Raw genomic sequence first — 20567 nt, 5'->3', positions numbered from 1 at the left:
ATTCTCTGCCCTTCGCCATTTCCCGGCGGGCTCTGATCTGGGCCCGCTCCGCACCCCCGGAACAGGACCCCCGCACATGAGTATCGAAGCAGCCCCCGAATCCCAGCAGTCCACCTCGAACCTGCGCGTCAGCGAGTTCACGCCGCTGCCGACCCCGCAGGACGTCGTTGCGGAGCTTCCGCTGGACGCCCGCCTGGCCGACGTCGTCGCCCGGGGCCGGGACGAGGTGCGCGCCATCATGGACGGGGTGGATGACCGCCTGCTCGTTATTGTGGGGCCCTGCTCCATCCACGATCCCAAAGCCGGCCTGGAATACGCCCGCCGGCTGGTCAGCCAGGCCGAGCAGCACAAGGAAGACCTGCTGATCGTGATGCGGGCATACTTCGAGAAGCCCCGCACGACCGTCGGCTGGAAGGGCCTCATCAACGATCCCCGGCTCGACGGCAGCCACGACATTGCCGCCGGCCTGCGCGCAGCGCGCCGCTTCCTGCAGCAGGTCACGGCGCTCGGCCTGCCGGCGGGGACCGAGTTCCTGGAACCCATCAGCCCGCAGTACATGGCTGACCTGGTCTCCTGGGGCGCGATCGGCGCCCGCACCACCGAAAGCCAGATCCACCGCCAGCTGGCGTCCGGGCTGTCCATGCCGATCGGCTTCAAGAACGGGACCGACGGCGACCTCCAGGTCGCGCTCGACGCGTGCAGCGCCGCCGGGGCCGCGCAGGCGTTCCTTGGAATCGACGGCGACGGCCGGGCGGCGCTGGTCTCCACTGCCGGGAACCCGGACGCGCACATCATCCTCCGCGGCGGGCGAAAGGGGCCCAACTACTCCGCCGCCGATGTTGAGGCCACCACCGCCAAGCTAGCGGCCAAGCAGCTCAACCCGCGCCTGATCGTTGACGCGAGCCACGCCAACAGCGGCAAGAACCACCACCGGCAGGCGGAAGTCGCCCTCGAAATCGGCTCACAGCTGGAGCGCGGAGGTGACTCGGCAGTCGCCATTGCCGGTGTCATGCTGGAGAGCTTCCTCATGGGTGGGGCCCAGAACCTCGACGTCGACGAGCACGCCGCCGGAACGGACGCGCTGGTCTACGGCCAGAGCGTGACTGACGCCTGCATGGACTGGGACGTCACGGCGTCGGTCCTGACGCAGCTTGCCGCGTCCGCGCGCATCCGCCGGACGCGGGCCTGAGGCTGCGGACGGGGGCGGCTTGAACGGCTGCATCAGACCGAATCTGACCCTCGACAGCCCTGCGAAGATGCGCCGATCCTGCGGGAAGAGTGTGCTGATTCCTGCGGAAGTCTTTCACAGGGGCACCATCAGCCCCTACAGTATCTAGTACATGGTTGTTTGATGACTCAGCATCGGCACACCGCCATGTCACTCAGATGGGGCTGCCGTTCGCTTGAGTAAAGGAATAGGGAAATGTCTTCGGAGGCTAACTTCTCCAACGCACGCTTCTTGACCGTGGCCGAAGTCGCGGATGTGATGCGCGTGTCCAAAATGACCGTGTACCGGCTTGTTCATTCCGGCGAGATGCCGGCAGTCCGTTTCGGGCGCTCCTACCGCGTGCCGGAAGCCGCCGTCGACCAGTATCTTAAGGGCGCTGTCGTCGACGGGCACACGGAAACGGCCTGACTCTTCCTCGACTTCTGCGGTCCGAATAGGGCCTGCAGGGCGACCGGAGGTGTCCGCGGTCGTGGTGTGCCCCCGATAGGCGGTACCCTGTTAAGGAACGTTTTACGTCATTGTAAGAACCTGTCAGTTGTACAGTCTGCTGCTTAGACCGCGGACCCTTTCCAACAGGCAGGTACTGCATCTAGCCGGTAAGGAACTTTCGTGGGTTCAGTTATTAAGAAGCGTCGCAAGCGTATGGCCAAGAAGAAGCACCGCAAGCTGCTTCGCAAGACGCGCCACCAGCGTCGCAATAAGAAGTAGAGATACTTCACCTCATGTGAATGCCCGTTGCCTTTATGGCAGCGGGCATTTTCTTTGGGGCGCCGCACCTGGTCGATGCGGGTTCGGGCGGGCGACGCGGGTTCGGACGGGCGCTACGCGTTTGGCTGCGCGATGCGGGTTCGGACGGGCGCTACGCGTTTGGCTGCGCGATGCGGGTTCGGGCGGGCGCTACGCGTCTGGCTGCGCGACGCGGGTTCGGCTGGGCGACGCGGGTTCGGATGGGCGCTACGCGGATCCGCGTAGCGCCCATCCGAAAAAGCAGCGTGAGGCAGGAAGCGTAGCGGAAAGACGCGGTTCGGGTCAGACCGTGGGGCCGCGGAAGCGGGAGAACCCCCGCCAGAGGCCGTAGATGGCTCCTCCAACAGTGGCGGCCTTGAGCCCCAGGGTGGCCGCGCGCCGTCCGGAGCGGAAATCGTAGACCGGCCAGTTGTGTTCGCGGGCATGGCGGCGGAGCCGGGAATCGGGGTTGATGGCCACGGGATGCCCCACCATGCTCAGCAGCGGAATGTCGTTGTGCGAATCGCTGTAGGCCCAGCACCGGGTCAGGTCCAGGCCCTCGGCCTTGGCCATCGCGCTGACGGCCACCGCCTTGGCCGGGCCGTGCAGGATCTCGCCGACCAGCCGGCCGGTGTAGGAGCCGTCCAGGATTTCGCCCACCGTGCCGAGGGCGCCCGTGAGGCCCAGCCGGGTGGAAATCACCGTGGCCACCTCGATCGGCGTGGCTGTCACAAGCCAGACTTTGCGGCCCACCCGGAGGTGCTGTTCGGCCAGGGCCTTGGCCCCCGGCCAGATCCGCGATTCAATCATTTCGTCGTAGACTTCTTCGCCGAGCGCCTCGATGTCCTCAACGGTGAATCCGGAGGCCAGGCCCAGGGCGGTGTCGCGGACCGCATGGACGTCATCCATATTTTCCCCGCGCAGCACGAACATCAGCTGCTTCCAGGCGAAACCGGCCGCCTGCGGAATGGTGAACGCCCCGCGCTGGTGCATCTTGCGGGCCACATGGAACAGGCTGGCGCCCCGCATCAGGGTGTTGTCGACGTCGAAGAACGCGGCTTCGCCGTGCTGCGGCGCTGCAACAGGCTCGGTGACCACAGCGGCGTACTTCTCTTCGGGCATGCCACGAGTCTAGTCAACGCCGGGGCTCGTTCCCGCCGCCCTGCCGCGACGGCGGTGCCTGATGTGCCGGATGTGTTGGGACCGCGTCGACGCGGGCCGCGCCGCCGGGCTACCGTGGAGCCATGCCGAATCCCGACGTCGTCCTCATCACCAAAGCCGACTGCCACCTATGCTCGGCGGCGCGGGCCGCCGTCGACCGCGTGACAAAGAGCCTCGGGATCGGCTGGCGGGAGCAGCCGGTGGATGACGACGCCGAACTGCGGGAGCGCTTTGCGGAGGAAATTCCGGTGGTGCTGGTGGACGGTGTCCAGCGGGATTTCTGGAAGATCGACGAAGTCCGGCTGGAACGGACGCTGCGGCGGGTGCTGGGCCGGCAGGCCTGACGCGCCGGGAGCGGTTGGAGCGACTGCTTTGTTCGCCGAACCGCGGGGGCTCTAGAGTGGAAGTCACAACGCGACTCAATGGAGCAGATAGTGACTTCGCTCGATTCATCCCCTGAGGCGCTGCCCGGGGGAGCAGGGACTGCCTCCAAGCAGATTCCGCCCGCGGCCGTGGCCCGGCTGACCATCTATCTGCGCGCCCTCACCACCCTGCTTTCTGAAGGCGTGGACAGGGTGTCCTCCGAATCCCTGGCCGAGGCCTCAGGCGTCAGCTCCTCCACGCTTCGCAAGGACCTTTCCTATGTCGGCTCCTACGGGACCCGCGGCGTCGGCTACGAAGTGCAGTACCTCAACCGGCACATTGCCGCGGCGCTGGGCCTGACGCACGACTGGAAGGTCGCGATCGTCGGTGCCGGCAACCTCGGCAAGGCCCTGGCCCGGTATGGCGGGTTCGAGTCCCGGGGATTCGATATTGTCGCGATCTTCGACGCCGACCAATTGGTGGTGGGCAGCGAGGTGGGCTGGCTGCGGGTCAGCGACGCCGCGGATCTGGAGCCGGTACTGCAGCGGACCGGCGCCAACATGGTGGTGCTGGCCCTGCCGGCCGCCGTGGCGCAGGACGTCTGCGACCGTGTGGTTGCCGCCGGCGTGCGCAGCATTCTCAGTTTTGCCCCGGTGATGCTGCAGGTGCCGCCCGGCGTGAACCTGCGCAAGGTGGATATGGCCACCGAGCTCCAGATTCTCGCCTACCACGCGCAAAGGGCGCAGGTGCCGGAGGATGCTGACTAATTTCAGTCAGCCCGTCCGGCTCCCGCGCCCTCGGTATGCCAGCCCGCCGGCTACGGCGGCTTAGCTTCGCTGCTTAGTCTGAATGCTTAGTTTGAATGGCTGGTCCGGCTGCTTAGTACGGGCCGCCCGGCTGCCCGTACGGGTTGGCGAACGGCTGCTGCTTGCTGAAGTACGGCGACGCTGCCGGCAGGTACAGCATCACGATGCCTGCGATGCCGAGCAGAACTGCCAAGGTGCCGAGGCTCAGCGGGAAAATGCTGAAGAGCGACAGGGCAGCGAAGACAGTGCCGAGGATCCGTGCCCAGTTTTTGCCTTTGCGCACGTTCAGTGCAACCAGGGCGTAGAGCCCTGCGCTGATCAGGGCGAACACGAGGATGCTGCCGACGAGGACGCCGCGGATGTCCTCAAAGCTGACGTCCGCGCCGCTCGCGGACATCTGCTCCTCGAACATGTTCCGCATATCGGGGGAGTCCAAGGTGCCGAGCGCCATCAACAGGGAGAGGATCCATACAACGCCGGACGCGACAATAAGCCAGAACGCCGTGTTGACGAGTTTGGGCATTCCGGACGTGCCCTGCGACTGCTCGGAGGGGTACTGGGCATAGGGGGACTTGCCATACTGAGGCTGTCCGTACCCGGGCTGTCCATACCCTTGTTGACCGGCCTGCGGCTGGTTGTACTGAGGCTGGTTGTACTGGGGCTGGTTGTACGGCGGCTGGTTCTGGCCGTACTGGGGAGGCTGCTGTGCATTCTGCCCGTACTGGGGTGCGTTCTGCCCGTACTGCGGCGCGGACGGCGCCTGACCATACTGGGGTGCGGAGGGCGGAGTCTGTCCGTACTGCGGGGCGGACGGCGGCTGCTGGCCTGACTGTGGCTGGTCCTGCGGCTGGTTCTGGCCGTAGCGGGGCGCCTGCTGGTCGCCGGGCTCGGGGGCGTCCGGGTTCGACGGCGGGACTGGCGGGATACTCATGGGCATTCCTTTGCATGGCGGTCTGATTCGGGTACCGGAAACAGCGTCCTGCCCTGCCCCCAGCATGGTTACGTCCACCGTACCGCGGGCCGGCGTCAGTACGGATCATTCCGGAGAGGTATTCTCACCGCGCGTCCGGCGACCGTCGCGGCGTGTAACTGTGAGCTGATTGAGGCCCGCCGGGACAGAGCTTGGACGGCGATCAAGGGAGGTTCAGACGCGGCCCCGCAGCGAGGTGAACCATGCCTGCGAGTTGGGCAGCCACATCAGCACGGTCGCCACGAGGCTGATGATGAAACTCGGCCAGCTGCCGCCGCCCCGGCCGTCGGCCGCACTCGCATTGAGGATGGCCAGCAGCAGAGAGATGCCGGCGACAATCGTGAGGGCGAAGCGGGCCCATTCGCGCCCTTCCTTCATCTTCATGGCAAGGATCACCTGTGCCGCGGCGAGGGCGAGTGCCACGAGCACCAGGAGGAGCACCACGAATCCCAGGCCCGGAACCACGGCCAGGAGCACGAAGGACCCGAAGAGGCCGATCACGCCGCCCAGCAGGCCCAGCAGTCCGCCGATGAGCCAGATCCAGTACGCGACCTTGAGTTCTGTTGGCATCCACGACACCGTAAACATGCCGGAGAAACCGCCGCGCGGCATGGCGTCGTTGAAGTTCCGCGGCCGGTCCGTCGGCAGTTCGAAGCGGAAGCCCCCAGCCGGTCGGCCCGGCGCCTCATTTCCTGGCGGCGGCTGGTAGCCCGGGGCTGGGTAACCCTGATGCGGTGGCGTGACCCGCGGCGGCTCGGCGCCGGCGGGCGGGACGCTGCCCGGCTGCGGGGGCCGGGCGCCCGGCTGCTGCGACGGGGGTACATCATTGGGGTTGCTCATGGATCTCACTGTAGACCGCGAATCTGCCCGTATCTAGGGAACTTGCGTGTGTTGCGGAGCATGTCGGGAGCAGGCCAAAAGGCGCCGCCGCACCTGCTCAAAGGGCCCACGTTCAGCGTCTGCCGCAGGCCGGGTTAAACGCGGCACCCCGCTCCGTCGCAGGGACGAAACGGGGTGCCGGAGGCTGCAGGCCCCAGGGTTGGCCCTGGTCGCAGGGACCGGCCAGCCAGGTGCTGCGGACTAGGCTGCGGGGGCGATGAAGGCGAGTTCGAGGTTGACGGCAACCTTGTCGCTGACCAGCACGCCGCCGGCTTCGAGGACTGCGTTCCAGGTCAGGCCGAAGTCCTTGCGGCTGATGGTGGTCTCGGCGGACAGACCGGCGCGGGTCATGCCGAACGGGTCGACTGCAACGCCGTTGAACTCGGTCTCGAGGGCCACCGGGCGGGTGACACCCTTGATGGTGAGCTCGCCCTGGAGTTCGTAGGCGTCACCCTTGGGGACGATGTTGTTGGAGACGAAGGAGATTTCCGGGAACTGCTCGACGTCGAAGAAGTCTTCACCGCGGACGTGGCCGTCGCGGTTAACGTCGCCGGAGTCGAAGCTCGCGGTCTTGATGGTGGCGTTGACCTTTGAGTCGGCCACGTTCTCGGCGAGGTCCAGGGTGGCCTCTGCGTCCTTGAACTGGCCGCGGACCTTGCTGATGCCCGCGTGGCGGACTGTGAAGGCAATCTCGCTGTGCGAGTTGTCGAGGGTCCAGGTGCCGGTGGTGACGTTAGCGGGAAGTGCCATGGTGTTTCTCCTTGAGTCGGGTGGTGGTGCTTGGTTTGATCGCCAGTTGAAGCATCATTTGTTGAAGTCTCAACTAACTGCTTCACCCAGTATAAACATGCATTTGCATCTTTTATTCCAACGGCGGGGAACATTTTTCCAAACTCCTCAGTTCTACCTTCTGTAGAAGATTTCGAATCGCCCGACATCTTTGAGAAACTGGTACACATGCCCCAAGCCACTGTTCATTTGCTCCGCCACGGCGAGGTCTACAATCCCGACGGCGTCCTGTACGGCAGGCTGCCCGAATTTCACCTGTCCGAGCTTGGCCGGGAGATGGCCCGGACGCTTGCGGAGCACTTCAGGGAACGGTCCGCTCAGGGGGCCAAGATCGTCCACCTGGCGGCCTCGCCGCTGACGCGCGCGCAGGAGACGGCGCAGCCCATCTCCGAGGCGCTCAACCTCCAGATCGCCACCGAGGCCCGGATCATCGAGGCAGCCAACTATTTCGAGGGGCTCCACGTCGACAAAGCGGAGATCCTCAGGCCGAAGCACTGGCCCATGCTGCGCAACCCCTTCCGGCCCTCCTGGGGCGAGGCCTACAAGGACCAGGCAGCCCGCGTTATGGCCGCCGCGCAGGACGCCCGGCTGCGCGCCCTCGAACTCGGCGGCGAGGGTGCTGAAGCCATCCTCGTCAGCCACCAACTGCCCATCTGGGCCACCCGCCTCAGTGCCGAGGGCAAGCCCCTGTGGCATGATCCGCGCAAGCGCGAATGCACCCTCACCTCAGTCACCTCCCTGGTGTTCGACGACGCCGGGAACCTCGTGCGCGTCGAGTACAGCGAGCCTGCTGCCGCCCTTCTCCCCGGTGCCTCCAGCACCCCCGGAGCCTGAGCATGACCGGGAACGACGCAGGCTCCTCACCCCTGTCCCGCCGCAGCGTCCTGACAGCGGGCGGCGCGGCCCTCGCCGTCGTGCTGGGGCTCTCCGGCTGCGCCCAGGAGGACGCGCTGGCCCAACAGGCCAAGGCCGGAGACAACAAGAACTATGTGGCCGGCGACGGCTCGGTGACGGAATTCGCCGTCGCGGACCGCAAGAGCCCCATTGCCATCGAAGGCAAGCTCTTTGACGGCACTGCCGTGACAGCTGAAGCCTTCCAGGGCAAAGTGACTGTGCTCAACTTCTGGTTCGCGGCCTGCGCCCCCTGCCGAGTGGAGGCGCCCACGCTGGAGGCTCTGCACCAGGATTTCAAGAGTCAGGGCGTGCAGTTCTTCGGCGTCAACCTTCGCGACGAAAAGGCCACGGCGGAAGCGTTCGACAAGACCTTCAGCCTGACCTACCCGAGCTTCAACGACAAGGACGGCGCCGTCCTGCTGGCCGTATCAGGCCTGGTTCCCCCCGGAGCGGTGCCCACCACGCTGGTACTGGACAAGCAGGGCCGGGTGGCGTCCCGCGTCCTCGGCGAGATCCAAAAAGGCACGCTGAAGTCACTTATCGCCGCTGCCGTGGCCGAGTAGCGGACCAGCCACCGTGAACAGTCCCTTCGCCGAAGCCATCCTGAGCGGATCGCTCTTGCTTGCCATCCCGGTGGCGCTGCTCGCCGGGTTCGTCTCCTTCCTGTCGCCCTGCGTGCTGCCCCTCGTGCCGGGGTACCTGGGATACGTCACGGGACTGACCGGCGTCGACCTCCAGAAGCAGAAGCGCGGCCGCATGCTGGCCGGCATCGGGCTGTTCGTCCTGGGCTTCTCGGTGATCTTTGTGTTGCTGGGCGGGGCGTTCGGGCAGCTGGGGACGCTGATCACCGGCTCGCAGAACGCCTGGATCACGCAGGTTCTGGGCCTGCTCGTGATCATCATGGGCGTGGTCTTCATGGGCGGCTTCGGCTGGCTCCAGCGCGACGCCAAGATCCAGTCCAAACCGCCGGCCGGGCTGTGGGGTGCCCCGCTGCTGGGCATCACCTTCGGACTGGGCTGGGCGCCCTGCATCGGCCCGACCTATTCCGCGGTCCAGCTGCTGAGCCTTTCCGGCGGGTCGTCGGCGACCAAGGGGGCCTTCCTGGCCTTCGTGTACAGCCTGGGCCTGGGCATCCCCTTCCTGCTGATTGCCCTGGCCGTGCGCCGCGGCATCGGCGTGATGTCCTTCTTCCGCAAACACCGCCTCGCCATCCAGCGCATTGGCGGCGGCATCCTGGTGGGGCTGGGCCTGCTGATGGCCACCGGCGTATGGGGGACCTGGGTTTCCGAGTTGCAGTACTGGTTCCAAACCGATGTGAAATTGCCGATCTGATGAGCGAGCGAGTGAACGAAGAGAAGAAGTCCCCAGCCACGCAGCCTGACGGCACGCAGCCTGACGGCACGTCCGGCAGCACTAGGCGTGGCGGCACGTCCGGCGGGGCCGGCGCCACGCCCGGCGGGGCCGGCGCCACGCCCGGCGGTAGCCCGGTCGCGGCTGCGAAGGCGGAGGCTGTCCTGCCCGCGCTCGGGCCGATGGGCATGCTCCGCTGGGCCTGGACCCAGCTGACCAGCATGCGCACCGCGCTGTTCCTGCTGCTCATGCTGGCCGTCGCCGCCGTGCCCGGCTCGCTCTTTCCGCAGCGGCCGGCCAACCCGTCGATCGTCACGCAGTACATCAAGGACAACCCGGACTACGGCAAGATCCTCGACTCGCTCCAGCTCTACGATGTGTACTCCTCGGCGTGGTTCTCCGCGATCTACATCCTGCTCTTCATTTCGCTGATCGGCTGCGTCGTCCCGCGCGCTATCGCGCACTACAAGGCCATGCGGTCCCAGCCTCCGCGGACGCCCGCGCGGCTGTCCCGGCTGCCCGAATACGGCACGATGGTGATCCCCGCCAAAGCCGGCATCCCGGCGTCGGACGCCATCACGGAGGCCGCCGGCCTCCTGAAGAAGCGCGGCTACCGCGTCGACGTCCGCGATCGCGACGGCGCCCGGCCGTCAGTGGGCGCGGAACGCGGTTTCCTGCGGGAAGTCGGCAACTTGGTCTTCCACACCTCGCTGATCGGCGTGCTGGTGTCCGTCGCAATCGGCGGGCTGTTCGGGTACAGCGGGCAGCGGATCCTCGTGGAGGGCGACACGTTCGTGAACACCCTCGTCGGCTATGACCAGTTCACTCCGGGCACCAACTTCCAGAGCAGCCAGCTGCAGCCGTACTCGGTCCAGCTGGACAAGTTCCAGATCACGTTCGACCGGGAGTCCCAGGGCAAGATCGGCCAGCCGATCGACTTCCAGGCCGACGTGACCACGAAGGAATCCCCGGATGCGCCCGCCAAGAAAGAGGTGCTGAAGGTCAACGACCCCCTCACCCTCGGCGGCACCAGCATGTACCTCACCGGCAACGGCTACGCCCCCGTGGTCACCATCCGCGACGGCGCCGGCAACGTCGCGATGCAGGGCCCGGTGGTGGCCAAGCTGCAGGGCGACAACTACTACTCCTCCGCGGTCATCAAGGTCCCCGATGCCAAGCCGGAGCAGCTCGCCTTCGCCGGCTTCTTCCTGCCCACCGCGTTCGTCACCGACGAAGGCGTGTCCTTCAGCGGCGATCCGGAACTGTTCAACCCGCAGCTGACCTTGAACTCGTACTACGGCGACCTCGGCCTGGACGACGGCGCCCCGCAGAACGTCTTCGAACTCGACGTCAAGAAGCTCACACCGCTCAACGCCCGCAACCTCGACGCCGGCGGCATCACCCTCGCGCCGGGCGCCAGCTACACCCTGCCCGACGGCAAGGGCTCCATCAGCTTCGACGGCGTGAAGCGCTACGTCGGCGTGGACATCCACCACAATCCAGGCCAGCTGTACGCCCTGATCTTCGCGCTTCTGGCCGTAGCGGGCCTGGTTACGTCGCTGTACGTGAACCGCCGCCGTGTCTGGGTCCGGACCGGTACCCACGAGGACGGCCGCACCATGGTCGAATACGGGCTCCTGGCCCGCGGCGAGGACCACCGGCTGGCCGGGGAAGCTGCCGCGATCCGCAGGCTGCTCGCCGGCGCCTGGGATCTCGAGGACCAAGGCTCCCAGTCGGCTCCCAGCGGGAGCGCGGATAATGGCCGGGCGGATACCACGACCCCCGGCGCCGGTGCTGCTGGCGCTGCTGCTGCCGGGCAGGACACCGCGGACCACCCCGCAGCAGACTTCATCCAGTCAACAGCAGGCTCTTCCGAGTCAAAGAAGGATCAGTAATGCTCCCCATCAACGAAACCATGGGCCAGTACAGCGAGTTGTTTATGCTCCTCGCGGCGGGCACCTACACGGTGGCGTTCATCGCCTTCGCCTGGGACCTTGCCAAGAGCAGCAAAACGCTGCGCGCGGTGGACCTGAAGGCCGCACAGCTGTCGGGCGCCGACGCCACCCGCGTTCCGGTGGCCGCCGGCGTCGGGGAGTCCTCCGGTGCTGTTGACCGGGCCGACGCGGACGTTGCCGGGCCTGTTGGCCGGGCCGAACGCCCGACGTCGTCCGTGGCGGGTGCCGCTGCCGGGAACAATGCCGGGGTTGGCCAGACGGCCGACGCCGCCATGCGCTACTCCGCGGAGCGCCGCGCCCCCGCCCGGGTGGCCGTCGCCCTGACCGTGCTGGGTGCCGCCATCCACGCGGCCGGAGTCATCACCAGGGCCATCGGTGCGGGCCGAGTGCCGTGGGGGAACATGTACGAGTTCCTGACCACCGGTGCGTTCGTGGCCGTGGCCGTCTTCCTGCTGGTCCTGGTCCGGCGCGACCTGCGCTTCCTTGGCACCTTCGTGGTGGGCCTGGCGATCATCATGTTGGTGGCTGCCTCCGTGGCGTACTGGACGCCGGTGGGCCACCTCGTGCCCGCGCTCCAGAGCTACTGGCTGATCATCCACGTTTCCATCGCCGTTCTGTCTTCCGCGCTCTTCACCCTGACGTTCGCGATGTCCGCGCTGCAGCTGGTCCAGTCGCACCGGCAGAAGACGATCGCTGCCGGCGGCGGGGACAAGCTGGGCTTCATGCGCCTGGTCCCGTCCGCGCTGAGCCTCGAGAACCTCTCCTACCGGATCAATGCCATCGCGTTCGTCGGCTGGACCTTCACGCTGATGTTCGGCGCCATCTGGGCCGAGAAGGCCTGGGGGCGCTTCTGGGGCTGGGACACCAAGGAAGTCTGGACGTTCGTGATCTGGGTGGTCTACGCCGGCTACCTGCACGCCCGCGCCACCCGCGGCTGGACCGGAACCCGCGCGGCCTGGCTGTCGATCGTGGGCTACCTCTGTGTGGTCTTCAACTTCACCATCGTGAACCAGTTCTTCAACGGCTTGCACTCCTACTCGGGGCTGTAGCCGGGCGGAGGACTCCCTTCATCGATTCGCCACAAGTGGCCGCTTAACCGACCCGTTAGCGGCCATTCGTGTCAGATGGGTAACCACGGGGTCCGCTTAGCGGCCATTCGTGTCAGATGGGTGGCCGGGCGGCCGACTCTCTTCGTCGATTTGCCACAAGTGGCCGCTAAACCGACCCGTTTAGCGGCCATTCGTGTCAGGTCGGTGCGGGACGGGGGCGCTAGGCCTTGGGCTCCGGGCCGGCTGCGGGTTCCAACCGCGCTCCTGCAGCGCCGCCCGCACCCGGGTCACGGCAGTCGGCGGCATGCCGGGTGCCAGCGGGTCCAGGTCCGTCTGCGTCAAGACGACAACGCGCCACCCGGCCTCCCTGGCGTTTTCATCTCGAAAGATGTCGCTGCGGCGCTGCGCCGGATTAGCGTGATGCCCGCCGTCGTACTGGATCGCGACCTTCTCCCGCTCGTAGGAGAGATCCGGGTCCTGGATCCAGCAACCGGTCTCGCCGAAAATCGGCACATTGATCCCGGGCTCCGGCAGACCATAGCGAGTCAGGAGCAGCCGGAGTTCCGTCTCTTTGGGTGAGTCCGTGTTGGCGCGCATCAGGGCCCGGGCACGCAGGGCACGCCGGTAGCCCGGCTTGCCCCGTTTCCCGGCGAGGAACGCGTCCAGGGCATGGACCGTGGTCAGCGGGTTCCTCCGGCGCAGCAGAAAGTCGCCGGCCATCACCAGATCATCGAGGCTCAGTGTGCCGGCGAGATCGAACCACGTCCGCAGTGGGGACGTGCAGCTCACCCAGACCCCGGCCACGATCTCGTCCGGTTCGAGCGACTGCTGATGGCCCACGACATCCTTGTAGCGCACGGACCGCCTACCCGGATCACTCGTCAGGTGCACGACAGCCACGTTCGCCAGTGAAGCCGGCAGGGGGAAGCCCCAAAGCACCGCCGCAGACAGGTAGCTTACGATAGCGCCGGTCACAGCAGTCAGTGCGCGCAACCGTTCCATCAGGCCATTCTGGGTGGTTGCCGGGATGCGCACGCCGTGGCAGGGTCTGGCGAAATCCCGGGCCCGGGTTCGGCGTCGGCTCAGCCCGGCGGCGCGGGCCTCGGCCACGGTGAAGGGCTGGTTGCGAAGCTGCGGGGGAAGCTCGCTGGGCTGGCGCATACGGGCATTCTGCGCCCGTTACGAGGTGACTCGGCGGTTATCCACAGTGTGGGGGAGGAGAGGACCTGTGAGAGCGAAGAGAGGACCCTGTGAGCGGCCGCGAAAAGGATAACGGGTGCCGTGAGGCGCCGGTCGGATGCTACTTGACCTCGTCGGTGCCCTGCGCGTCGCCGCTGCCGGAGGCTTCGCCCGACTCGGAGGCCTGCGTGCCCGGGGTGCCCTTACCGTCGTCGAGCTTCTGTTCCTTGGCGTCCAGCTCGTCCTTGAGCTTCTTGATCCGGTCGGCCTCGGCCTGCTGGCGGCGACGGAGTTCGAGATTGCGCAGGAATTCGGGGTCGTCGTCGGGAGCGATGGGGTGGCTGTAGGCGGCGCGCGCGGGGCTGGTGCCGCGGGGGCGGCCGATGAGGAACCACAGGATGGCCCCGATCACCGGAAGGACAATCTGCACCACAATCCATGCCGGCTTGGAGATGCCCTTGGTCTCGCGAGGGTCAGTGCGGATCACGTCGACGAGCCCGTAGACGAACACGACGATGACGGCGACAACAACCACTACACGGAGCATGTAATTAGTCTAGCCTCCGGGGGACTCTCCGGCTTCTCCCGGTGGGCAGGTGCCCGAGGAATGCATGGTGGGGCGCCGCAGTTGGGGCGGTAGACGGCAGGACGCGGGCCTCGGTGGGCCGGGACGACGCCGGGCGGCTAAACTTGGAGGGTGGCTTTCCTGAAATACTCCCTGATCCGGCTGGCGCTCTTTGTGCCCTTGTTCGCCCTGTTCGTCTACCTGGAGCTCGGGTGGCTGCTGGCCGTCCTGTGCGCGGGAATGATGGCCTTCGCGATCAGCTTCCTCTTCTTCCAGAAGCAGCGCGACGCCGCCGCCGCATCACTGCACCACCGTTTCTCGGGCAAGGCCAAGCCGATGCGCAGCGCCGGGGAAGTGGACGACGCCGACGCCGAAGACCGTCTCGTCGATGAGCACCCGGACATCACAGTCCATACGGACCGCCGCCCGAAGGACGCGTAGCTTCCCAAAAGCTGGCGTACGGCGCGCGTCCGGGAAAACGACCGCGAAACCCCGCGGCCCCGCCGGAAGCGCCCCTAGAACCCGTGGCTCAGCACCAGGCCCAGGGAGAACAGCAGCGCATACCCGAGATTGATCAGCCCTGTCTGCTTGAGCACCGGGATGAGGCTCTTTCGGCGTCGGCCGGAAATCATCAGCCAGGACGGCATCAGGCTGGCCGGGATCAGCAGCAGCACAATCAGCATCCACGGCCGGGTCGGAGCCAAGACGATCGGCAGCAGGATGGCGACGGCGAGCATCAGCACGTAGCTTTCCCGCGCGTGCTTGTCGCCGAGCCGCACGGCCAGGGTCTTCTTCCCGGCCTTCCGGTCGGTGGGGATATCGCGGACGTTGTTGGCCATGAGCAGGGCGCAGGCGATGAGGCCGGTGCCGATGGCGCCGATGATGGCGGCGAGGCTGATCTGGCCGGCCTGCGTGTAGGTCGTGCCGAGCGTGGCCACAAGGCCGAAGAACACAAACACGAACAGATCGCCCAGGCCCATGTAGCCGTAGGGGTTCTTCCCGCCCGTATAGCCCCACGCCGCGAGGACGCAGCCGATGCCCACCAGGATCAGCCACCACGTCTGTGAGAGGATCACCAGCGCCAGGCCGCAGACCATCGCCAGCCCGAACGCGGAGAAGGCGGCGTACTTGACGTGCTCGGGCTTCGCCGCGCCGGAGCCGACCAGCCGGAGCGGGCCCACGCGGTCCTCGTCCGTGCCCCGGATGCCGTCCGAATAGTCGTTGGCGTAGTTCACGCCGACCTGCAGGAGCAGGGCCACCAGCGCGGCCAGCACGGCGTGGAGCGGCAGGAATGCGTCCATCTCGTACGCGGCCGCCGTACCGATCAGGACAGGCGCGATCGCGGCCGGCAGGGTGCGCAGTCGGGCGCCTTGGATCCATTGAGCGGCTGTTGCCACGTTGAGTACCTCGTGTTGGTTTGGTTCAACCGGGAGTGCCCGGCTGTTCTATTTTCCCTGATGGAGCTCGGTGAGCCGAACCGTCATGGCCAGCCGGTCGGGTTTCCCGTTCGGCAGCATAAGCAGTTCGCCGGCAGCCAGGACGGTCTTCGGGGCTAAGACGCCCAGCGCCGGCGCCCAAGCTGCGCCGGCGGTGAAGCCTGCGATGCCCTGCGGGGAGCTGTCGGCCAGCGCCACGTACGCGGCGAGGGCCTGGCCCCATTCGGCGGACGGAACCCCGGCGACAAAGGCGGCTTGCACGCCGTCGAGCCGCTCAAGCTCCGCCTGCACATGCGCGGCGGAGACTTTCACGCCGCCGGTGATGACGACGTCGTCGGCCCGGCCCAGAACGGTCAGCTTCCCGGTGGCGTCGATGGAGCCGAGATCGCTGGTGCGGTACCAGCGGACACCGTCCTCCTCGAAGAAGGTATCGGCTGTGAGCCCGGGGTCGCCGAGGTAGCCGGCGGCGAGGGTGGCGCCGCCGACCAGGATCCTGCCGTCGCCGTCCACCCGGGCCAGCACGTCCTCGAGCGGGAAGCCGCCGTACACGCAGCCGCCGCAGGTCTCCGCCGAGCCGTAGGTGGTGATCACGCGGGCGCCGGCGTCGCGGGCGGCGGCAAGCAGTCCGGGCGAGGCAGGGCCGCCGCCGAGCAGGATGGCGTTGAAGCGCCGCAGCACGGCCAGGGTCTCGGCCGACGGCGCGTCCAGCAGCCGCTGCAGCTGGGTGGGCACCAGCGAGGTGAAGCGGATCTTGTCCGTCAGCTCCAGGGCCGCGGCGGTGAACGCCTCAGGAGTGAACCCATTGGACATGTCCATCGCCCACGGCCGGGTGCCCGCGAACAGCGAGCGCACCAGGACCTGCACCCCGGCCACATACTGCACGGGCAGCGCCAGCAGCCACTGGCCCTCGCCCTTGAGCGCGAACGCGGTGGCCACGGAGGACGCCGCCAGGGCGTCCACGCTGAGGACCGTCGCCTTGGGTGTGCCGGTGGAGCCCGAGGTGCGCACCACCACCGCGGCGTCCTCATAGCCCGGCGTTTCGATGGTGGTGACCACCACGTTGCCGTCGGCGTCGGCGGACAGTTCGACGGCGGGGCCCTCACCGTGGAGGGCGTCCGCGAGCGCCTTGAGCGCAGGCTCGATGTTCACAGCAGTCACGTGATCGCCCTAGAAGTAGTAGGGGAAGCTGGACCAGTCCGGATCGCGCTTCTCCAGGAAGGCTTCCTTGCCCTCCACCGCCTCGTCCGTCATGTACGCCAGCCGGGTGGCTTCGCCGGCGAAGACCTGCTGGCCGGCCAGGCCGTCGTCGGCGAGGTTGAACGCGAACTTGAGCATCCGGATAGCCTGCGGGGACTGCCGGGCGATGTCGGCGGCGTATTCCAGCGCCACGTCCTCGAGCCGCTCGTGGTCCACGGCCTCGTTGACGGCACCCATCCGGACCATGTCCTCGGCCGAGTACTCCCGGGCCAGGAAGAAGATCTCCCTTGCGGCCTTCTGGCCGATCTGGCGGGCCAGCAGCGCAGAGCCGTAGCCGGCGTCGAAGCTGCCCACGGTGGCGTCGGTCTGCTTGAATTTGCCGTGCTCGCGGGAGGCGATGGTGAGGTCCGACACGACGTGGAGGGAGTGCCCGCCGCCGGCGGCCCAGCCATTGACGACGGCGATGACCACCTTGGGCATGGTGCGCATGAGCCGCTGGACCTCCAGGATGTGCAGCCGGCCGGCCCGCGCGGGGTCGATGCTCTCCTGGGTCTCACCCTCTGCGTACCGGTACCCGTCCCTGCCGCGGATCCGCTGGTCCCCGCCGGAGCAGAACGAGTGGCCGCCGTCCTTGGCGGAGGGGCCGTTGCCGGTGAGCAGCACGGTGGCCACATCCGGGGTCATCCGGGCGTGGTCCATGGCGCGGTACAGCTCGTCCACGGTGCCGGGGCGGAAGGCGTTGCGCACCTCGGGCCGGTTGAAGGCTATACGTACCGTGGGCAGGTCCCGCACCACGGTGCCGTCCGCGGAACGCTCCACCTGCCGGTGGTAGGTCATGTCCTGGAAATCGTCGAAGCCGGACACAGTGCGCCAGCGGGTGGGGTCAAAGACGTCGGATACCTTGGCGGGGATTTCGTTGCTCACAGTCCGAGTCTAGTAATCGCCTCAGCTGATGCAGAACTCGTTGCCTTCCGGGTCCGCCATGGTGTGCCAGGAATGCGGGCCCTGGCTGGCGCTCCAGAGGAACGTGGCGCCGCGGGCCTCGAGGGCGGCGCGCGCCTGGTCCTTGTCCGCGCCGGCCAGGTTGACGTCCCAGTGGATCCGGTTCTTGATGGTCTTCTCCTCCGGGACCGTCTGGAAGAGGATGCGGCGGGCAGGCGGTTTGGCGTCGAGTTCCTCGGGCGGGCGGATGGCGGCCCCGGCACCCCACACAAGATGGCCGTTGTGGATAGTGGTCTCGGCCTCCGTGGCGAAGCCCTGCGCGATCATGGAGCGGATGAAGGACTCGTCCTGCGGCTCCACGGCCCATTCGAGGGTTTCGGCCCACCAATCGGCGAGTTCATGCGGGTTCCGGCAGTCGACGGCGATCTGGATGTTGAGTGTCATGGAAAGAAACTACGACGCCGGGGCGCGCGGCGGTAGGTGCCCAGCGTTGTTTTTGGTCAGGGCTGGGCGTTCTGGAGCTGCTCCATGAGTTCCGGCGGGATGGCGTAGATGAAAACGACGGCCAGCAGGTTCTTCGAGGCGTGCACGAAGTAGGCGAACATCATGTTCTTGCCGGTCCAGACGTACACAAAAACGAGCACTGTGCCCATTGCGAGGTAGGGCATCAGCACCGGCAGGGTCAGGTCCTCCTGTCCGACAATATGCAGGGCGGCGAACAGGACTATGGACAGGGCGCAGCAGACCCAGAGGTTGATGCGGCGGCTGAGCTTGCCGATCAGCAGGTGCCGGAAGATGTATTCCTCCACAAAGGGGCCCACGATCACCAGCAGCGGCACCATCAGCCAGGCCGGCACCTGCTGCATGAGCGCCTGCAGGCCAGCCTGGTTGGCGGATGTCTGTGGCGCCCCGGTGAGTGAGACGAAGACCGCGGTGAGGATCATCATGGCCACCACCGCGAGGGGTACCATCAGCGTCGTGAACCAGGGCCTTGTGGCGAGGACCTTGAGATCCCGGGCGGCGACGTGCCGGACGGCGGCCAGGGCCAGGATCCCGATGCCGCCGTAGAAGATCAGGTTGACGGAGTAGGACGCAACGGCAGGGTTCGGCGAGAGCTGGAGCATCAGCGGAACCAGCAGCCCCCCGGCCACAGCGAAGAAGGCGGCCACGGCCACATAAAGGCCTGCCGTGATGAAATCGAGCCGCGAGAACCGGTAAAGTTCCGGCCGCGGCGCCGGTGGTGTGCGGAGAGCGGTGCCCATGCCACCAGCCTAGCGCCGCAGCCGAACAGCCGAGGCACGTATAATATTCGGTATGCCTAATAATTGGTTTCGGTCCACCAAAGTCGCTGGCCGGACTCCCCGCTTCCGCACCGTTGGCGCCGCCGTCGCCGCGGTTCTGCTCGGACTGTCCCTGGCCGCGTGCGGCGGTGCGGGCCAGGGGTCGGGTGCCGGCGACGGGAAACCGGTGGTGCTGACCACCTTCACCGTGCTGGCCGACGTGGCGCAGAACGTGGCGGGGGACAAGCTGCAGGTCGAGTCCATCACGAAGGCCGGCGCCGAGATCCACGGATACGAGCCCACGCCCGGCGATATCCGCAAGGCATCCAAGGCTGACCTGATCCTGGACAACGGACTGAACCTGGAAGCCTGGTTTTCCCAGTTCGTTGAGGGCCTGGACGTTCCGCACGCCGTGGTGAGCGAAGGCGTGGACGTGATGTCCATCAGTGAAGACTCCTACGAGGGCAAGCCGAACCCGCACGCGTGGATGTCGCCGGCCAACATGCAGCTCTACGTGGACAACATGGTGAAGGCTTTCTCGGAGCTTGATCCGGACAACGCTGCGGCCTTCGAGGCGAACGGCGCGGCCTACAAGGCCAAGCTGCAGTCCGTGAAGGACGAAATGGTCCAGAAGCTCGCAACCGTCCCGGCGGCGCAGCGTGCCTTGGTGACGTGCGAGGGCGCCTTCTCCTACCTGGCGCGCGACGCCGGCCTCCGCGAGGTCTACATCTGGGCCGTCAACGCCGAACAGCAGGCCACCCCGCAGCAGATCACCAAGGCCATCGAATTCGTGAAGGCCAACAACGTTCCCGCCGTCTTCTGCGAGTCCACGGTGTCGGACGCGCCCATGCGCCAGGTGGTGGAAGCCACGGGGTCGGCTTTCGGCGGCGTGCTGTACGTCGACTCGCTGTCCGAGGCGGACGGCCCCGTCCCCACCTACCTGGACCTGATCCGGCACGATTCCAAGATCATCACCGAAGGCCTGACGGGAGCAGCATCATGAGCAATCCTGCAATCCTGGTGGACCAAGTCACCGTCCATTACGGGGAGGTCCTGGCCCTCGACGCCGCCTCGCTCTCCGTGGAGCCGGCCCGGATCTGCGGGCTGGTGGGCATGAACGGTTCAGGAAAATCCACGTTGTTCAAGGCGATCATGGGAATGGTCAAGCCCGACGCCGGCCGCGTCCTCATCAACGGCGAACCTCCCGCGAAAGCGCGCAAGTCGGGCGGGATAGGCTACGTCCCGCAAAGCGAGGACGTGGACTGGCAGTTCCCGCTGTCCGTCCGCGATGTGGTGATGATGGGCCGCTACGGGCACCAGGGCTTCACCCGCCGCGCGTCGAAGGCGGACCGCGACGCCGTCGACCTCGCCCTGGACCGGGTGGAGCTGTCCGAATTCGCCAACCGGCAGATCGGCCAGCTCTCCGGCGGGCAGAAGAAGCGTGCGTTCGTGGCCCGCGGAATCGCCCAGGGCGCCACCATGATGCTCCTGGACGAGCCGTTCGCCGGAGTGGACAAGCGCTCCGAGGCCACCATTACGCGCCTGCTGAAGGAACTCGCGGCCGACGGCTGCACCATCCTGGTTTCCACCCATGACCTGCACGCCCTGCCCCAGCTCTGCGACGAGGCGGTGCTCCTGATGCGCAAGGTGCTGATGCACGGCCCGCCCGAGGTGGTGCTGCAGCCGGAGCACCTGGCAAAAGCCTTCGGCCTCGACGTCCTCAACCGGGAGCTCCCCGGCGCCGCTGAGCGGGACCTCCCGGGCCCGGGCGTTGCGAACCAGCCGGGCAGGATCTGAA

24 protein-coding genes are annotated in these 20567 nt (G+C 67.0%); 13 read left to right on the top strand and 11 right to left on the bottom strand.

Going from position 1 to position 20567, the window contains the following annotated elements; translation table 11 throughout:
• Positions 1-76: 76 nt before the first annotated feature.
• From FS787_RS06650 to FS787_RS06640, 3 genes are all read left to right on the top strand, one after another.
• The gene (locus FS787_RS06650) at positions 77-1189 is read left to right on the top strand and encodes a 3-deoxy-7-phosphoheptulonate synthase (protein WP_144671416.1); all 1113 of its coding nucleotides are present in this window, start codon (positions 77-79) and stop codon (positions 1187-1189) included.
• A gap of 234 nt (positions 1190-1423) precedes the next feature.
• Complete coding sequence (locus FS787_RS06645; protein WP_144671415.1) at positions 1424-1636, top strand: helix-turn-helix domain-containing protein; 213 nt, start codon at positions 1424-1426, stop codon at positions 1634-1636.
• A 201-nt stretch (positions 1637-1837) separates the two neighbouring features.
• The gene (locus FS787_RS06640) at positions 1838-1936 is read left to right on the top strand and encodes a 30S ribosomal protein bS22 (RefSeq protein WP_003792170.1); all 99 of its coding nucleotides are present in this window, start codon (positions 1838-1840) and stop codon (positions 1934-1936) included.
• Between the two features lie 321 nt (positions 1937-2257).
• On the opposite strand, the gene FS787_RS06635 is transcribed toward FS787_RS06640, so the two are convergent.
• Positions 2258-3076, bottom strand: a complete 819-nt coding sequence (locus tag FS787_RS06635; RefSeq protein ID WP_144671414.1) for an HAD family phosphatase — start codon at positions 3074-3076, stop codon at positions 2258-2260.
• A 122-nt stretch (positions 3077-3198) separates the two neighbouring features.
• Here FS787_RS06635 and FS787_RS06630 point away from each other — a divergent pair, with 122 nt between their 5' ends.
• Both FS787_RS06630 and FS787_RS06625 read left to right on the top strand, forming a co-directional pair.
• The gene (locus FS787_RS06630; RefSeq protein WP_144671413.1) at positions 3199-3459 is read left to right on the top strand and encodes a glutaredoxin family protein; all 261 of its coding nucleotides are present in this window, start codon (positions 3199-3201) and stop codon (positions 3457-3459) included.
• A 90-nt stretch (positions 3460-3549) separates the two neighbouring features.
• Positions 3550-4245, top strand: a complete 696-nt coding sequence (locus tag FS787_RS06625) for a redox-sensing transcriptional repressor Rex (RefSeq protein ID WP_144671412.1) — start codon at positions 3550-3552, stop codon at positions 4243-4245.
• Between the two features lie 112 nt (positions 4246-4357).
• On the opposite strand, the gene FS787_RS06620 is transcribed toward FS787_RS06625, so the two are convergent.
• The 3 genes from FS787_RS06620 to FS787_RS06610 all read right to left on the bottom strand — a co-directional run bounded on the left by FS787_RS06620 (position 4358) and on the right by FS787_RS06610 (position 6883).
• Positions 4358-5215, bottom strand: coding sequence for a DUF4064 domain-containing protein (locus tag FS787_RS06620; protein WP_144671411.1), 858 nt, complete (start codon positions 5213-5215; stop codon positions 4358-4360).
• 213 nt (positions 5216-5428) lie between these two features.
• Positions 5429-6094 (bottom strand): hypothetical protein, encoded by a 666-nt coding sequence (locus tag FS787_RS06615; RefSeq protein ID WP_260982423.1) that lies wholly within the window; start codon positions 6092-6094, stop codon positions 5429-5431.
• 240 nt (positions 6095-6334) lie between these two features.
• Complete coding sequence (locus FS787_RS06610) at positions 6335-6883, bottom strand: YceI family protein (RefSeq protein WP_144671410.1); 549 nt, start codon at positions 6881-6883, stop codon at positions 6335-6337.
• 207 nt (positions 6884-7090) lie between these two features.
• Between FS787_RS06610 and FS787_RS06605 the strand changes: the two genes are divergently transcribed.
• The 5 genes from FS787_RS06605 to ccsB all read left to right on the top strand — a co-directional run bounded on the left by FS787_RS06605 (position 7091) and on the right by ccsB (position 12170).
• Positions 7091-7756 (top strand): histidine phosphatase family protein, encoded by a 666-nt coding sequence (locus FS787_RS06605; RefSeq protein ID WP_144671409.1) that lies wholly within the window; start codon positions 7091-7093, stop codon positions 7754-7756.
• Between the two features lie 2 nt (positions 7757-7758).
• Positions 7759-8379, top strand: a complete 621-nt coding sequence (locus FS787_RS06600; RefSeq protein WP_144671408.1) for a TlpA disulfide reductase family protein — start codon at positions 7759-7761, stop codon at positions 8377-8379.
• A 13-nt stretch (positions 8380-8392) separates the two neighbouring features.
• Complete coding sequence (locus FS787_RS06595; RefSeq protein WP_144671407.1) at positions 8393-9148, top strand: cytochrome c biogenesis CcdA family protein; 756 nt, start codon at positions 8393-8395, stop codon at positions 9146-9148.
• Positions 9149-9348: 200 nt separating this feature from the next.
• Positions 9349-11061: a cytochrome c biogenesis protein ResB gene (locus FS787_RS06590; RefSeq protein WP_260982474.1), complete on the top strand. Its 1713-nt coding sequence runs from the start codon at positions 9349-9351 to the stop codon at positions 11059-11061.
• On the top strand, positions 11061-12170 hold the full coding sequence (ccsB, locus tag FS787_RS06585; RefSeq protein WP_144671406.1) for a c-type cytochrome biogenesis protein CcsB: 1110 nt from the start codon (positions 11061-11063) through the stop codon (positions 12168-12170). The genes FS787_RS06590 and ccsB overlap by 1 nt, the downstream gene beginning before the upstream one ends.
• A 180-nt stretch (positions 12171-12350) precedes the next feature.
• Here ccsB and FS787_RS06580 read toward each other — a convergent pair whose 3' ends face one another.
• Together FS787_RS06580 and FS787_RS06575 are read right to left on the bottom strand one after the other, a co-directional pair.
• Complete coding sequence (locus FS787_RS06580) at positions 12351-13331, bottom strand: hypothetical protein (RefSeq protein ID WP_186329101.1); 981 nt, start codon at positions 13329-13331, stop codon at positions 12351-12353.
• Between the two features lie 139 nt (positions 13332-13470).
• Positions 13471-13896, bottom strand: coding sequence for a PLD nuclease N-terminal domain-containing protein (locus FS787_RS06575; protein WP_144671405.1), 426 nt, complete (start codon positions 13894-13896; stop codon positions 13471-13473).
• A 150-nt stretch (positions 13897-14046) separates the two neighbouring features.
• On the opposite strand from FS787_RS06575, the gene FS787_RS06570 reads away from it, so the two are divergent.
• Positions 14047-14355 carry a DUF4229 domain-containing protein gene (locus FS787_RS06570; RefSeq protein ID WP_144671404.1) on the top strand — a complete coding sequence of 103 codons (309 nt, stop codon included), beginning with the start codon at positions 14047-14049 and terminating at the stop codon, positions 14353-14355.
• A 74-nt stretch (positions 14356-14429) separates the two neighbouring features.
• Here FS787_RS06570 and FS787_RS06565 read toward each other — a convergent pair whose 3' ends face one another.
• The 5 genes from FS787_RS06565 to FS787_RS06545 are packed head-to-tail and all read right to left on the bottom strand — an operon-like array spanning position 14430 to position 18751.
• On the bottom strand, positions 14430-15311 hold the full coding sequence (locus FS787_RS06565; RefSeq protein WP_144671403.1) for a 1,4-dihydroxy-2-naphthoate polyprenyltransferase: 882 nt from the start codon (positions 15309-15311) through the stop codon (positions 14430-14432).
• A gap of 48 nt (positions 15312-15359) precedes the next feature.
• Complete coding sequence (locus tag FS787_RS06560; RefSeq protein WP_144672017.1) at positions 15360-16499, bottom strand: AMP-binding protein; 1140 nt, start codon at positions 16497-16499, stop codon at positions 15360-15362.
• An 18-nt stretch (positions 16500-16517) separates the two neighbouring features.
• The gene (locus tag FS787_RS06555; protein WP_144671402.1) at positions 16518-17471 is read right to left on the bottom strand and encodes a 1,4-dihydroxy-2-naphthoyl-CoA synthase; all 954 of its coding nucleotides are present in this window, start codon (positions 17469-17471) and stop codon (positions 16518-16520) included.
• A gap of 21 nt (positions 17472-17492) precedes the next feature.
• Positions 17493-17933, bottom strand: a complete 441-nt coding sequence (locus FS787_RS06550) for a VOC family protein (protein WP_144671401.1) — start codon at positions 17931-17933, stop codon at positions 17493-17495.
• A gap of 56 nt (positions 17934-17989) precedes the next feature.
• Positions 17990-18751 carry a CPBP family intramembrane glutamic endopeptidase gene (locus FS787_RS06545; protein ID WP_144671400.1) on the bottom strand — a complete coding sequence of 254 codons (762 nt, stop codon included), beginning with the start codon at positions 18749-18751 and terminating at the stop codon, positions 17990-17992.
• A gap of 52 nt (positions 18752-18803) precedes the next feature.
• On the opposite strand from FS787_RS06545, the gene FS787_RS06540 reads away from it, so the two are divergent.
• On the top strand, positions 18804-19772 hold the full coding sequence (locus tag FS787_RS06540) for a metal ABC transporter substrate-binding protein (RefSeq protein WP_186329099.1): 969 nt from the start codon (positions 18804-18806) through the stop codon (positions 19770-19772).
• Positions 19769-20566, top strand: coding sequence for a metal ABC transporter ATP-binding protein (locus FS787_RS06535; RefSeq protein ID WP_144671399.1), 798 nt, complete (start codon positions 19769-19771; stop codon positions 20564-20566). Before FS787_RS06540 ends, FS787_RS06535 begins: the two co-directional genes overlap by 4 nt.
• Position 20567: the final 1 nt, after the last annotated feature.

The sequence above is a fragment of the Arthrobacter sp. U41 genome (genome assembly GCF_007679325.1).
Classification (GTDB): Bacteria; Actinomycetota; Actinomycetes; order Actinomycetales; family Micrococcaceae; genus Arthrobacter.
This window is presented reverse-complemented; position numbering and strand designations above follow the sequence as displayed.